This window comes from Moraxella sp. CTOTU49097, assembly GCF_032064105.1.
Taxonomy (GTDB): domain Bacteria; phylum Pseudomonadota; class Gammaproteobacteria; order Pseudomonadales; family Moraxellaceae; genus Faucicola; species Faucicola osloensis_B.
In genome coordinates, this window is the sequence record NZ_DAMBOA010000015.1 from 1 (window position 1) to 14,639 (window position 14,639).

Consider the following 14,639-nt stretch of genomic DNA (forward strand, 5'->3'; position numbering starts at 1 on the left):
TGTTGGCTTAAAAATGTCGCGCTGCATGACTAACTCCTTTTCAATCGTGACTGGCGTAATCACAGTTTACGACATTTTTTGATGAAAAAGGCGTTTTTTTGCGATAAAACCCGCTAGATAGGGCTGTAATTAGCGCTATCAGCGGTTAAATAGGTTAAGAATAATAGTGAGAATGATACTCACGATAATCATGGTGACGATGGGAAAATGAAAACTAAAGCCGCCGCCTTCTGAGCGATAATTAACGTCTCCCGGCATACGCCCAAACCAGCTAAAGGCAGTGGGGAAAAAGTGCCAAATCAATCCGATAATCAAAAATAATATGCCTAAGCCGATAAGAATTTTTGCCATGTTGTATGTTCTTTATAAGTAAAGAGAATTTGGCAAGTGTATAGAAAATTGCGGTGTTTGTGATAGGTGATTCAGTGGCTATGGTGTAAATTACAGGCAGTTTATGTAAGAGAAATTTGATTTTATGGATTATATTAATCTACTATAGTCAAGACTAATTGGAAATTAGGATGGTTATTATGAAAAGAATAATGGGATTAATAATTTTGGCTTTCGTTACGGGTTGTACAACTACACCGCAACATTCGAGATTTCAAAAGCCACCAAAGCTCATAGCAAAATCAACATCGCCAAATAATATTCCTGCAACACCTGTAATGCTCAATGATGGTTTGCCTAAATGTGGCATCAGTGGACAATTAAGGGGATTGCCTTATAAACCTAATGATTTCATCGAAAATCCTTGGATTCCACCTCATGACGGTATTTCTCGTTATGAAGGGCGATGGGCAGACGAAAATGCAGTGCAAATAGCTATTAAAAAAGAAAATGGAAAATATAAAATTTATAATGATAGCAGTGAAAACTGGAATTATCTTTATAACAATATTCACTGGGAAAATGATGAGTTGCATTTTAGTTCATTTGCCTACTCAGATAAACCAGAATTATTTACTCACCCCTATCACAGAACTAAAGGTGAGATGATACTAACACCGACTAAAGAAAAAAATAAAATCAAATGGACTTTTTTTATAGATAACGAACGATTTGACAATATTCTGACAAAAAAATAATTATTTCATTTTCCTTGGTGGTAAGCCTGTATGTTGGGTTTGAAAATTGCCTTTTTTCGGCTGTTTTTGGTTTGACGGTTTTTTACCAAAACTGCTTGGCGTAGGTTTTTTACCCGATTTTTTCGCAGTACTATCTTTATTCGTACGTTTGACCGAATCACCAGCGGCAGAACTATTTTTCTTACGGGCTGATTGGTAAACATCTTCACCCTCAAGTTTGGGATTATAAGGCGGAATCAAACATTGACTACCATGCCCAATCAAATCTTCACGCCCCAAGTCTTTGAGCGATTGACGCAGCAGTGCCCAATTTTTGGGGTCGTGATAGCGTAGATACGCTTTGTGGAGTTTACGCTGTTTGCCCGATTTGACGATTTCCACTCCTTCGCTGTCACGGGTGACTTTATGTAAGGGGTCTTTGGCAGTATGGTACATGGTAGTAGCAGTTGCCATCGGGCTTGGGTAAAAGGCTTGTACTTGGTCGGCACGAAAGCCATTGCGCTTGAGCCAAATTGCCAAGTTCATCATGTCGGTGTCGGTGGTGCCAGGGTGCGCGGCAATAAAATACGGAATCAAATATTGCTCTTTACCTGCTTCACGGCTGTATTTGTCAAACATCTGCTTGAAAGTATCATACGTCCCCATACCCGGTTTCATCATTTTGGAGAGTACATTGGTTTCAGAGTGTTCGGGGGCGATTTTGAGATATCCGCCGACATGGTGGGTGACCAATTCTTTGACATATTCGGGGTCTTTGACCGCCAAATCATAGCGCAAGCCTGACGCAATCAGGATTTTTTTCACCCCTTTGATATCACGAGCTTTACGGTACAGTTGGGTGAGATGACTGTGGTCGGTGAGTAAGTTGTCGCAGATATCGGGGTATACGCAGGAGGGTTTGCGGCAGTTTTTCTCAATGGCATCGTCTTTGCAATGCAGACGGTACATGTTGGCAGTCGGTCCGCCAAGGTCAGAAATTACCCCGGTAAATGACGGCTCGGTGTCGCGGATTTTTTTGATTTCGCCCAAGATAGACTCTTCTGAGCGGTTTTGGATAATGCGTCCTTCATGTTCGGTAATCGAGCAGAAGGTACAGCCGCCAAAACAGCCGCGCATGATATTGACTGATAATTTAATCATGTCATAAGCAGGAATTCTTGCGTTGCCGTAGCTAGGGTGGGGCAGACGGGCATACGGCAAATCAAAGATATAATCCATCTCTTCCATGGTAAGTGGAATGGGCGGCGGATTGAGCCATACATCAATGTCGCCATGTCGCTGCACCAACGCGCGGGCGTTATGCGGATTGGTTTCTAGGTGCAAAATACGGTTGGCATGGGCGTAAAGTACCGGGTCGGATTTGACTTGCTCAAAGTCGGGCAAGCGAATCACGGTTTTGTCACGGGGCGGCAACGGGCGTTTGTGTTTTAAGGCGTTTTTATTGGGGTCTTTGAGGTTGACCACTTGGATGTCTTGGCTTTCAGCGACCTTATCAGCATTGAGCACTTTGTGCTCGACTTTATCTGCTACAAACCCTTTGTATTGACTCTCAAGCGTTTTTTCTTGTTCAATGTGACAGTCGCCCACATCTTCCATCATCACATACGGATTGATAATCGGGTCAACGCGCCCAACGGTGTCGACATCGTTACTGGCGATTTCTATCATATCGGCTTGCCAGTGTTTTTTGGTTTGTGTCGACAGATACGCGGTGCCACGCACTTTGGCAAGGTCTTCAAAACGGTAACCTTTGGCAAGTGCATGTACAACATCGACAATCGCGCGCTCGGCATTGCCATATAGCAAAATATCAGCTCGGCTATCCATCAAAATGCTACGGCGCACTTTGTCTGACCAATAATCATAATGGGCGATACGGCGCAGCGAGCCTTCAATCCCACCCAAAATAATGGGCACATCGGGATAGGCTTCACGGCAGCGCTGGCTATATACCACAGCCGCACGGTCGGGGCGTTTGTCGGGGGCATTGTCTGGCGAGTAGGCATCGTCACTGCGAATTCGTCTATCGGCGGTGTAGCGGTTAATCATGCTGTCCATATTGCCTGCGGTGACGCCCCAGGCAATGGTCGGTTTGCCAAGTGTCATAAAAGCGTCTTTGCTCGTCCAGTCTGGCTGGGCGATGATACCGACACGAAAGCCTTGCGACTCTAACAGTCTGCCGATGATTGCCATACCAAAGCTTGGGTGATCCACATAGGCATCGCCTGAGACGATAATGACATCACAGGCATCCCAACCAAGGGCATCCATTTCGGCTCGGCTCATCGGCAAGAATGGCGCAGGCTCAAAGCAGCTTGCCCAGTGTTTGTCATAGTCAAATAGGGCTTTGGTACCTTGTTTAAAGGCTTTGTTGGCAATAGTTTCGGCGGACATAGGCTTGGATATTAAATAAAATGAATATGGCTCATTTTATCATGAATCAATTTTGCGATGGGGGTTTATAGGGCGAAATAACAAAAAAACCTGATTAAATTAGTCGGAATTTTATTGGATATTAGACAAAATTTTTTGCAAGTAATTACATTATAATAAGTGTTGAAAATTTTTTACTTGTCATAAATTATGTAATCAAGACGACTTTAGGCGATAATTTTATTGGCAGTATTTTTTTTGTTGGCAACAGCTAAATATAAGGATAATTGATAATGCAAATCTTACCACTAACTGCACAGGATAAAACTAACTGGCAAGCCTTGTGGCAGGGCTATTTAGAGTTTTATCAAACAGATCTACCCCAAGCGACTACGGAAAATACTTGGCAAAAAATCATTGACGAAACATCACCCATTTTTGGTTTCGGGGCATTTGTGGATGATAAGCTTATCGGCTTTGTACATGTTGTATTGCATCCTAATACATGGAATACCACAGACTGTTGCTATCTTGAGGATTTGTTCGTCAAAGAAAATGGGCGTGGTAAAGGTGTGGGAAGAATGCTGATCAAATATGTCTATCAATTTGCTAAAGATAAAAACTGTAATCGGGTCTATTGGGTCACTCAAGAAGGCAACGTTTCTGCTCGCCGTCTGTACGACGATATCGCTAAAAAGACTGATTTTGTGCAGTATCGGCATACTTTATAAATAAGATTTTTTATAACTGCCCCAAAACTTTGGTGGTAAACTATAGCTTTCTTGATTTTTTTGTAGCGCCTTATGACCGATACCTTTGCTGATGCCCTAGAAGCGCTTGATCCGCTAACACCTGAGCCTACTAAGCTTTCGCCCCCGACAGAGCCGAAGCCTAGACGGCGGTTGCCGTATATGGCGTATGAACACCAGCAGCAAATCACCCGTCTGTGTGTGCGCTGTGGACTGCTACTCATGCAATATGGGGCAGAGTCGGCAACGGTAACAGATTTGTGCCGCCGATTGGGGTTAGCGTTGGGGTTGGCTAGTGTGGAGTGCGGGATTGCCTATAATGGCTTGACCATCACCACAATTTATAATAACCGCTGTATTACTACCTTGCGCGCGTCAACCACCCATGCCATCAATGTCAATATCATTGTACAAATTCAGCGAATTGTACTGGATTTGGAAAGTATGCCGGTGACGAGTACCCTAGAGCACGCGACCTACCGATTTGATGAGATTGATCGCGGCACTTATCCTGCCAAGATGGTCGCGACGATGGTCGGTGTGGCGTGTGCCTGCTTTGCGTATTTGGCAGGGGGCGATATACTGGTGTGTTTGGTGACTTTTATTGCGAGCATGATGGGGTATTCGCTACGGCTATGGCTGAGTAACCGCAACTTTAACCCCTTTATATCCGCGCTCATAGCGGCGTGTTTTGGCTCCATCTTTGCCAGTACCGCGCTGTTATTGGGGATTGGTAACGACCCGCATATTGCCATGGCATCAAGTGTGCTTTGGTTGGTTCCCAGTTTTCCTTTGATAAATTCGTTGTCGGATATGCTAAAGGGTTATATGAACATCGGTATCGGGCGCTTTATGTTTGTGATTATCTTGACGTTATCGAGCTGTATCGGCATCGTGTTGTCATTGCTATTACTAAATATCAGTCATTGGGGCGTGGGTTGATGAAAGCGTTTGATAAAATTTTATTGCCAATATTAGGTAGGGTGAAAAATGTTGATTGATGCGATTGCCTTGATACGCGCAGCAACTTTTGCTTGCTTGATGACGCTTGGCTGGACACTGCTTGTCAATGTGCCGCGCCGCTACATTTGGCAATGCTTATTGTTGACTGTGCTAGGTTACGGACTTAGAGAGCTATTAAAACAACTGTCAGTCAATTTGATACTAGCGACGTTTGTGGCAGCGGGTATTTCATCGTTTGTGGCAATTTATTTGGCAAAAAAATATTTACTCACCCCAAAGATGATTTTGGTGCCTGCCATGCTGTGTATGATGCCGGGGATTACCGCGTACAAAGCCATGATTAGCTTTGTACAGCTAGGCTACTATGGCTATAATCCACAAGTATTTACCCAAATGATGGATTTTAGCTTCAATGCGATATTTGTGACCGCTGCGTTGGTGTTTGGTATTTCGTTACCGACATCATTTTGGTATCGCACTAAGCCTATTGTTTGAGCCCATTATCTGATGGCGCATTAATCTAACTAGTCTAACTGGATTTTCGTGCCTACCTTGGAAAAATTCATCACAAATTGACTCTTAAAGCGTCGGACATTGTTTTCATAAGTTAAATTATCGCGGGTAAAGCGGTGATATTCCGCCATATTTTTGGCATGTACCAATAGCAAAAAGTCATAATCCCCTGAGATTTCATAACAACTCATCACGTTGGGCAATCGGCTCATCAAGCGCTCAAAGCCATGCTGCAGCGCGGTATTTTGTTTTTCCATTTCAATCAGCACAAACGCGCTTAAATCAAAGCCCAATTCGGTGGGGTTGACAATCACCACTTGGCGAGTAATCACCCCGGTCTCTGTCATCATTTGGATACGGCGCTGGCAGGTCGCTACCGATGCATGCACTTTTTCGGCGATGTTCTTGAGCGGTAGCGTCGCATCTTCTTGCAAAAAGTTTAAAATACGTTTATCGATATCATCGATTTCATGAATCATAACCATGTCCTTCTAAAAATATATAATAAGACAAATTGAGAAAAATATAGCAAATTTATCTTATATTAATGTTAATTTATCATAAATAGGGTTATTTTGAAATAATTTACCAAAGATAATTGTTATACTGCTTGGCAATTTAACCGCAAAAGCAAAAATATAACAAGGTCAATTATGTCAGTCCCCAGTGTTTTATCACCATCGTCTATCGTTGTCCAGCCCAAGGCAACAACTTCTCAGCCGGCTACCGCTGCCAAAAAGTTGCGTTTTGGGGTGGTGTTGGCATTGATTTCTAATGTGTTGTTTGGCGTGCTGTATCTGTATAGTCACTGGCTTGCACCGTTGTCAGGCACGCAAGTTTTTTTGTGGCGCATGGTGGCGATGTGGTTTGGGTTGGTGGGGTTGTTGGCAATGACGCAAAGTTTTGGGCAACTCAAAGCATTTTTGATGGGATTAAACAAACAACAATGGGTTTTATTGTTGTTACCGACACCGATTTTAGCAAGTCAGCTGTGGCTGTTTATGTGGGCGCCTATCAATGGACAGGCGGTTAATACCGCAATGGGGTATTTTTTGTTTCCCTTGATGATGGTACTGATGGGCTGTGTGGTGTTTAAAGAAACCTTAAATCGATTGCAGTGGGCGGCGATTATCGTTGCCGCAGCAGGAGTAGGATTGCAATTTTGGCTTGCGGGGAGTGTATCGTGGGCGACTGCATGGGTGTGTTTGACGTATCCGATTTATTATGGCCTGCGCCGCTGGCAAGGGGTGCCGGCGCTAATGGGACTGTTCGTTGATTTGTCAGTGATTGCCCCGATTGCCTTGGGTTTTTTATTGTGGCAAAACAGCAGTGTATCGATAGTAACAGGGTCAATGACAATGGGGCTGTTATTGATTGGACTGGGTATGATTAGTGCGCTTGCCATGCAGACCAATCTTAAAGCCAGTCAGGTGTTGCCGATGAACACCTTTGGTATGCTCAGTTATCTGGAACCTGCGCTGATGTTTTTATTGTCCATTTTTGTGCTGCATGAAGCTGTCAATGGTACCATGATTGCCAGTTTTGCTTTAATTTGGATAGGGGTGTTGCTGATGATCGTAAATGCAATACGAGCGTCCAAAAAAAGCCACTCAACCGCTATTTGTGACTAGGTAAGCTAACATTACTGATTTAATGGATGGATAAGTATGTAAGAAATTGTTAAAATCGCGTTGAACAAAAATTGTACAACCATAAAAACTGAGGTGCTGCTTGGGGCAAATTCATTATCTAACTTATGTGAGCCGTATGACGTTGAAAGCTGGCATAACCCCTAGAACGCTGTCTGATATCATGACGGTGGCGCAGCGTGAGAACCTTGCCCATCAAATTACCGGTTTTTTGTGCTTTGGAAATGGCTATTTTTTTCAGTACATTGAAGGCGAAAAATCAGCGATTGAGCAATTATTTGGCAACATTCAGCGTGATGGGCGCAACCGCGATGTCACACTCAAGTCTAAAGGGGTAATTGAACAACGGCTGTTTCAAGGTTGGCAAATGTTGATGGTCAATATCAATAACCCAGAAACGCATGAAGATATTATCAATGCGTTTTTACCCGTGTTGTCAGCTGGGTCAACAGCGGCAGCGGCTGATAAGTTTGTTGAGGTCATGCGGTCACAATATCATCGCCGTAGCTTGGTGGATTTTCAAAGCTATTCTCTCAAAAATGTCAGTCATTATGGCATCAGTCTGCGCGAACTGCTCAAAGTGCATCAGCATTTTTTATTGGTTCAAAGCATTTTACTGGTATTGATTTTGATTAGTTTTAGCCTATTTTGGGGTCTGTAGCATCGAGAAATCTGTAGCATCGAGCAATATATTATCCACTGTTGACTATTGAACCCGCTTATCGAAAATCACACGCGGTTATATGGTCATTCACCATGCCGACTGCTTGCATAAACGCATAGCAAATCGTCGAGCCCACAAATTTAAATCCGTCTTTTTTGAGCGCTTTTGACATCTTATCTGAGTATTCAGTGTTGGTGGGGATATCAGCAAAGATTTTTGGGTGGTTATCTTGCGGTAGTTTTGCCAAGCCGCTGGGTGACAAGTTCCAAAGATAATCGCTAAAAGCTTGCGTTTGGGTGATTTTTAGATAACATTTGGCATTGTTGATGATGGCTTTGATTTTACCGCGGTGGCGAATAATGCCTGCATCGGTCATAAGACTATCGACCATGTCATCATCAAACTGTGCGATAATTGCAGGGTCAAAATCAGCAAATACTTGGTAATAACGCTCGCGTTTTTTAAGTATGGTAATCCAGCTGAGTCCCGCTTGCATACCTTCTAAACACAGCATGGCAAATAGATGACGGTCATCATAACTGGGCTTTCCCCATTCATTGTCGTGGTAAGCTTGATAAAGCGGGTCTGTGCCGCACCATTCACAGCGGTTATAGGCTTTCATCCTATGTCTCATGGTATTGAAAGGTTTATTATAACCACCTTGGGCAAAAAAAACGCCAGCATTTGCCAGCGTTTTTGAGCTATCAATTTTTAGTCTATCTTTTAATCTATGTTTTAATCCATCAAATCGATATTTTTGGTTTCTTTAATTGAGAATAACGCGATGAGAGAAATCAAACCGTTAATAACAATATATATAGCCACACCTTTCATGCCATATTGCTCATTGATTTTGATGGCATAAATCGCAGGAATCGATGCACCCACAATCGCCGCTAGATTGTAAGCCAGTGATGCACCTGAATAGCGTACTTCGGTGGGGAACAGCTCTGGCAATAATGCTGCCATTGGACCAAACGACATACCCATACATGCCATGCCCAAAATGAGGAAAATAAATACCGTGGTTGGTGTACCATTGCTAAGCAGCATTGGCATAAAGCAGGCAAATAACATACATAATATAGTCACGCCAATCAGCCATTTTTTACGACCGATTTTATCCGCGCCAATCCCTGAAATACTGGTAAAAATACCAAACACAATCGCAGCGACCAGTAAAAAGCCAGTAAAGGTATTTGGGGCAATACCTAACCCTGTTGGGAAGCCGAAAGAAGATAATTTTGCCGGGCTTTTTGAATAGGCCTGTACGAAAGCAGTCATGATATAAAAAATCACATAAGTCATCGCCATCAAGAATGTGCCTTGCACAATCGGACGCCAATACTGGGTGATGACTTTTGACACAGGTGCATTAACTTTTTTGCCTTCGGCTTCAGCGGTACGGAATACATGGCTTTCATGTAGGCTTAAACGTACCCAAAGACCCACACCCACAAGCACGATTGAAATGAGAAAAGGGATGCGCCATGCCCACTCGACCAAGGCATCTTTTCCTAAAAAATAACTAAGTAAAAAGAACACTAAATTGGCTAAAAATAACCCAATCGGCGCGCCTAACTGCGGGAAAGTACCATACCAAGCACGTTTGCCTTCTGGCGCATTTTCGGTGGCGACCAAGGCAGCACCGCCCCATTCACCGCCAAGCCCAATCCCTTGACCCACACGAAGTAAACATAACAACAATGGGGCAATAACGCCTACTTGGGCATAAGTCGGTAGCAAACCAATCGCTACGGTTGATAAACCCATCGTGAGCAGAGACGCCACCAAGGTTTTTTTACGACCGAGTTTATCACCAAAGTGACCAAATAACGCTGAACCGAAAGGGCGCGCAATAAACGCCAATGCCAACGTCGAAAGCGAGTAAAGCATCGCCGCTTTTTCATCGGTTTTATCAAAAAACTGGGTATTAAAAATCAATACCGCCGCAGCGGCATAAATGTAATAATCATAAAACTCAATAGCCGTACCAATCATGGATGCCACGGCGACCTTTTTTGGGTCGTTGCGTAGCGCGATATTGTGATGATCAGGGTGCGCGGTTGAAGCCGTCGTCATGATGTCATCCCTCCTTAGATAATAAAAGTTTAAGTGAAAATTAAGATACATAAAATATTGGAATGAATTATAAATCATAATTTGTCAAAAACTTGATAAAAATAGTTAAGGTGGTGCAAAAATTTAGTTATCAATCGCTGATTTGATAAATTTCGTCAGCTTATCCATAATAAGCCATCACAAAATACACATTAAAAATTAAGAGGTAACCATGATTCGTGAGCTAGCCATTACCGACTTTTTTGCCACGGCAAACGATACCGTTTGGGATGTGCGGGATAGTAAAGCCTTTGCGCAAGGACATATTGAGTGTGCCAAAAACCAACCCTTGGATACGCTGACGGCAGAGTTATTGGCAACCACAGATGGCACTGTCTATGTGCTATGCGGTGGTGGCAGCAAAGCCGCCAAAGCTGTCGCTTTGCTCAATGAGATTGACCCACATCGGGATATCGTCCATTTGACGGGTGGTACGCGTGCAGCAAAAGCGGCAGGTATGACCATCGTGAGTGATAATCTGTCATGAGTGAGCTAGCAAAAAATATTATCTATACGGGCGTAGCAGGGACAGGCAAGACCTACCAACTGCAACAAATCGCCAAACAATATACCGAGATATTGCCAGTAGCCAATGCGGATGAATTGCTAAAAGCTTTGCTTAAGCCACTAAGCTGGCGAGATGTAATTTGTTTGATATTCCTAAATAATTATCAACAAGGTAGAAAACTGCTTAAAGTGCCAGAAATAATCGATCATCAATTTTTTAGGATGAAGGCGCAATTAAATGACCGTAAAGAAAATTTAAATCAAACGGCTTGGGGCACATTGATGATGTACAGTGATAAGAACTCAGTTCGTGTCAAATATCATCGAAGGGCTAGCCAATCGTATTTTGATAAAGACGATAGCAGTAATTGGTTTTTATTAGCAGACAGTTTGCCGTTATTAGCAGACTTGCAAAACAAGCTTGATGATTACCAAGCGGCAATTCACAGCCAGTTTCAGCCCAACTATTTGCAGCCCAACTATTTACAGCCAAAGCTAGAACGCTTTAGTTTTGTCAGTTTTCATCAAGCGTATGGGTATGAAGAATTTGTCGAAGGCATTCGTCCCCACATCGCGGACAATGGGCAGATGAGCTATCGCATTGAGTCAGGGGCATTTCTTAGACTGTGTCAACAAGCCAAACATGACCCTAGTCACCGTTATGCCATGTTGATTGATGAAATCAACCGCGCCAATGTCGCCCGCGTGTTTGGGGAATTGATGAGTTTGATTGAACCGACCAAACGCGCAGGACAGACAGATAGCTTGTCGGTAAATTTGGCGTATTCGCGTCAGCCGTTTAGCGTGCCTAGCAATGTCGATATCTACGCTACCATGAACAGCCAAGATCATTCATTGGCGCCGCTCGATATGGCATTTCGCCGCCGTTTTGAATTTATTGAGTGTCAACCACAGCCACAGTTATTGGGTAAAGTCATGGCAAATGGGATTGAGATTGATTTAGCCAAATTGTTGACCGCATTGAATCAAAGAATCTCGCAAAATTTGGCAAAAGACAGCCAGTTAGGACATAGTTTTTTGTGGGGTATTGATTCGCTGCAAGCGTTAAGCGCTGCGTTTAGCCAATCTATCATCCCACAAGTGGCGCAAGCCTGCCAACACCATGGACAAATCTTGCAAGCAATCTTTGGGCAACGCTTTATCAGGCTAGTTGATAACAAAAAAGCAACGGGATTTATGGCACAGCAAGCGGGTTTTGACATCCATACCCAAGCGCTTGATGACCCAAATAGCTATCTTGCAATCTATCAAAGCGCCCAATGAAAGCCATCATCACGTTTGAACATAGTTGCTTGACCGCGGCAGATTTTGACGATGGGCAGGATTTTGACTGGCTTATTGAGCAAAATTTTGACGTGTTTCGCATTGAGCGTAAACAGCAGCAGTGGCAACTCAAAGTGCGCCACTATATCGGTGTGATTGGGTTGCCCAGTGGCGGGCAAGTTGAGATTTTGCCAAAACTTGCACAAAGCCAAATCACCCATGCCGATGAAGTTACCCAAACCCGTCAATGGGTGCAACAGATGCTGACAGCAGTGTGGCAGGCCTTATTGCCCAAGTCGTTAACTAATCTAGCCAATCAACTACTCATTAATCCTCCAGCCCCCAATCCTCCGCCAATCAATCACTCGCTATCGCTTAGCGAGTGGCTGCAAGCGTATTTTTGGCAGGGATTTGCGCAGTATGTGCCCAATCAGCAATATCAGCAATTTGAGCAAAATCAGCCCTATCTGCAGGGTAAATTACTAATCAAAGAGCAATTGCAGCATAACTTCCACCAGCCGCATAAATTTTATCATCAGACTGAAAATTTTGCGATGGATACCGCTGGCAATCGCTTGGTAAAAACCACCATCGAGCGGGTGATTGGCAGCATGGCTACGCCATTACTAAGCTCATGGCAGGCAGTGGGTACCGTTGCCAAAGACTTATACGACATCTTATTTTCTCAAGCGCTACAAGAGTTGACCGCGTTGCCTAGTCTGACTGCCCAGCGTAATTATACCTTTATCAGCTTTTGTTATGCGCTGCTGACGCTACAACAAGCCAGTAGCCAAGGGCAATTTTTGACCCCAACTTGGCTAGTGAATATGCCATTTGCCTTTGAAAAATGGGTGGGCAGGAAAATCCACGAACAATTTGCCGCACAGAATTTTGAACTAGTTGAGCAAAAAAGACAGCCATTGACCGTGCAGCAAGGGTTAACCATCAAACCCGATATTTGGCTAAAGTCTGCCGACAAACTTATTATCGCCGATATAAAATGGAAAAAAACTGCTGCTTTCAACGACATAAGCTTGGCAGATATGTACCAACTGCTTACCTACGCCAGTGAGTTTGATGCCGATGAAGCTTGGCTGATTGTCCCAACGCTAAGCACGCAATTGATGGCACAGCAGATTGAATTTTGCCAACCGAAAAAAACCCGATTTTATCTGATGCCTTTTGCAGTGACGCAAGGGTGTTTAAACCTTTTTCATTAGAATTATTCAAAAAAAATGCTAATTTGTTTTATTTTATCAATGAGAAAGGTGAGAATTAACAACTTTTCTCGCCGCCAAAACTTGGTAAAATAACCCCATATAACTTTGAAAATGACCAAAAAACAGGAAGAGCTATGAGCAAACATTATGATTATATCGCTATTGGTGGTGGGTCAGGGGGCATTGCATCAATCAATCGTGCTGCCAGCTATGGTAAAAAATGTGCCTTGATCGAAGCCAAGCAGTTAGGCGGTACTTGCGTCAATGTTGGCTGTGTGCCCAAAAAAGTGATGTGGTATGGCGCCAATATGGCAGCAGCGATCCATCATTATGCGCCTGACTATGGCTTTGATTTGGATGTTAAACAATTTGACTTTGCCAAATTGGTACAAAGTCGCCAAGCTTATATCAGCCGTATTCATCAGTCGTACAACAATGGTCTCGAAAATAACCAAGTCGATGTGATTCATGGTTTTGCCAAATTTGCCGATAAACATACGGTTGAGGTGTATAAAAATGACGGCACAGTAGAGACCATTACCGCTGACCATATTTTGCTTGCGATGGGAGGTCGACCTGTTCGCCCAGCCATTGAAGGGGCAGAGTTGGGTATTGACTCGGATGGTTTTTTTGACTTGACCGAATTGCCACCGCGGGTAGCGATTGTGGGGTCAGGCTATATCGGTGTTGAGATTGCAGGGGTGATGAATGCATTGGGCTCAAAAACCCATCTGATTGTGCGTAGCAAGCGGGTGCTCAAAAACTTCGATGCCGACATTGTCACCACGCTCACCCATATCATGCACGATGATGGCATTGAATTTCATTATGGATTGCTGCCACAACAAGTACGCAAAAACCAAGATGGTTCATTGAGCATTGAATTGTCAAACAATGAGACCTTGACGGTGGATTGTTTGATTTGGGCAACGGGTCGCGCACCTGCAACCGATACCATCAATCTTGATAAAGCAGGCGTTGAGGTCAATGAGCAAGGCTTTGTCAAAGTCGATGCCTATCAAAATACCAGTGTCGAAGGTATCTATGCCGTCGGCGACATCATCGAACATGGTATTCAATTGACCCCAGTGGCGGTGGCAGCAGGTCGTCGATTATCTGAGCGCTTGTTTAACAACAAACCCAATGAGCATTTGGACTATAACCTAGTGCCGAGCGTGATTTTTAGCCATCCACCGATTGGTACTGTAGGGCTGAGTGAAGAAGAGGCGGTCAAAGGCTATGGCATCAATGCGGTTAAAGTCTATAAATCCAGTTTTACCCCGATGTATAGTGCAGTGACCAAACACCGTGAGCCGTGCCACATGAAGCTGATTTGTGTGGGTGAAGAAGAAAAAGTGGTGGGCTTGCATGGCGTAGGTTTTGGTGTCGATGAGATGATTCAAGGTTTTGCGGTGGCTATCAAAATGGGCGCCACCAAACGCGACTTTGATGACACGGTAGCGATTCATCCGACTGGCTCAGAAGAGTTTGTCACTATGCGCTAAACG

At 43.8% G+C, this 14,639-nt stretch carries 15 protein-coding genes; 10 read left to right on the top strand and 5 right to left on the bottom strand.

Annotated elements, in window-relative coordinates; translation table 11 throughout:
- Positions 1-138: 138 nt before the first annotated feature.
- Positions 139-351 carry a DUF2905 domain-containing protein gene (locus tag RT064_RS08645; RefSeq protein ID WP_313062853.1) on the bottom strand — a complete coding sequence of 71 codons (213 nt, stop codon included), beginning with the start codon at positions 349-351 and terminating at the stop codon, positions 139-141.
- Between the two features lie 179 nt (positions 352-530).
- On the opposite strand from RT064_RS08645, the gene RT064_RS08650 reads away from it, so the two are divergent.
- Complete coding sequence (locus tag RT064_RS08650) at positions 531-1,088, top strand: hypothetical protein (RefSeq protein WP_313062854.1); 558 nt, start codon at positions 531-533, stop codon at positions 1,086-1,088.
- On the opposite strand, the gene RT064_RS08655 is transcribed toward RT064_RS08650, so the two are convergent.
- Entirely contained in the window at positions 1,089-3,482 is a 2,394-nt protein-coding gene (locus RT064_RS08655) for a YgiQ family radical SAM protein (RefSeq protein ID WP_313062856.1), read from the bottom strand.
- Between the two features lie 272 nt (positions 3,483-3,754).
- Here RT064_RS08655 and RT064_RS08660 point away from each other — a divergent pair, with 272 nt between their 5' ends.
- The 3 genes from RT064_RS08660 to RT064_RS08670 all read left to right on the top strand — a co-directional run bounded on the left by RT064_RS08660 (position 3,755) and on the right by RT064_RS08670 (position 5,668).
- A complete protein-coding gene (locus RT064_RS08660) occupies positions 3,755-4,192 on the top strand; it encodes a GNAT family N-acetyltransferase (RefSeq protein WP_313062858.1) in 438 nt (145 codons plus the stop codon).
- Between the two features lie 72 nt (positions 4,193-4,264).
- Positions 4,265-5,152: a threonine/serine exporter family protein gene (locus RT064_RS08665; RefSeq protein ID WP_313062859.1), complete on the top strand. Its 888-nt coding sequence runs from the start codon at positions 4,265-4,267 to the stop codon at positions 5,150-5,152.
- 48 nt (positions 5,153-5,200) lie between these two features.
- Positions 5,201-5,668, top strand: a complete 468-nt coding sequence (locus tag RT064_RS08670) for a threonine/serine exporter family protein (protein WP_312276982.1) — start codon at positions 5,201-5,203, stop codon at positions 5,666-5,668.
- 29 nt (positions 5,669-5,697) lie between these two features.
- Here RT064_RS08670 and RT064_RS08675 read toward each other — a convergent pair whose 3' ends face one another.
- A complete protein-coding gene (locus RT064_RS08675; RefSeq protein ID WP_313062861.1) occupies positions 5,698-6,165 on the bottom strand; it encodes an Lrp/AsnC family transcriptional regulator in 468 nt (155 codons plus the stop codon).
- Between the two features lie 174 nt (positions 6,166-6,339).
- Between RT064_RS08675 and rarD the strand changes: the two genes are divergently transcribed.
- The gene (gene rarD / locus RT064_RS08680) at positions 6,340-7,317 is read left to right on the top strand and encodes an EamA family transporter RarD (RefSeq protein WP_313062863.1); all 978 of its coding nucleotides are present in this window, start codon (positions 6,340-6,342) and stop codon (positions 7,315-7,317) included.
- Positions 7,318-7,417: 100 nt separating this feature from the next.
- The gene (locus RT064_RS08685; protein WP_313062864.1) at positions 7,418-7,996 is read left to right on the top strand and encodes a BLUF domain-containing protein; all 579 of its coding nucleotides are present in this window, start codon (positions 7,418-7,420) and stop codon (positions 7,994-7,996) included.
- 58 nt (positions 7,997-8,054) lie between these two features.
- Here RT064_RS08685 and RT064_RS08690 read toward each other — a convergent pair whose 3' ends face one another.
- Together RT064_RS08690 and RT064_RS08695 are read right to left on the bottom strand one after the other, a co-directional pair.
- Positions 8,055-8,621: a DNA-3-methyladenine glycosylase I gene (locus tag RT064_RS08690; RefSeq protein WP_313062866.1), complete on the bottom strand. Its 567-nt coding sequence runs from the start codon at positions 8,619-8,621 to the stop codon at positions 8,055-8,057.
- Between the two features lie 113 nt (positions 8,622-8,734).
- Positions 8,735-10,084 carry an MFS transporter gene (locus RT064_RS08695; RefSeq protein WP_409519557.1) on the bottom strand — a complete coding sequence of 450 codons (1,350 nt, stop codon included), beginning with the start codon at positions 10,082-10,084 and terminating at the stop codon, positions 8,735-8,737.
- Positions 10,085-10,292: 208 nt separating this feature from the next.
- On the opposite strand from RT064_RS08695, the gene RT064_RS08700 reads away from it, so the two are divergent.
- The 4 genes from RT064_RS08700 to gorA all read left to right on the top strand — a co-directional run bounded on the left by RT064_RS08700 (position 10,293) and on the right by gorA (position 14,636).
- Positions 10,293-10,607 carry a rhodanese-like domain-containing protein gene (locus RT064_RS08700; protein ID WP_313062867.1) on the top strand — a complete coding sequence of 105 codons (315 nt, stop codon included), beginning with the start codon at positions 10,293-10,295 and terminating at the stop codon, positions 10,605-10,607.
- Positions 10,604-11,911 carry an McrB family protein gene (locus tag RT064_RS08705; protein WP_313062870.1) on the top strand — a complete coding sequence of 436 codons (1,308 nt, stop codon included), beginning with the start codon at positions 10,604-10,606 and terminating at the stop codon, positions 11,909-11,911. Before RT064_RS08700 ends, RT064_RS08705 begins: the two co-directional genes overlap by 4 nt.
- On the top strand, positions 11,908-13,131 hold the full coding sequence (locus RT064_RS08710; RefSeq protein WP_313062872.1) for a 5-methylcytosine restriction system specificity protein McrC: 1,224 nt from the start codon (positions 11,908-11,910) through the stop codon (positions 13,129-13,131). The genes RT064_RS08705 and RT064_RS08710 overlap by 4 nt, the downstream gene beginning before the upstream one ends.
- Before the next feature lie 134 nt (positions 13,132-13,265).
- Positions 13,266-14,636, top strand: coding sequence for a glutathione-disulfide reductase (gene gorA / locus RT064_RS08715; protein ID WP_313062874.1), 1,371 nt, complete (start codon positions 13,266-13,268; stop codon positions 14,634-14,636).
- Positions 14,637-14,639 lie beyond the last annotated feature (3 nt).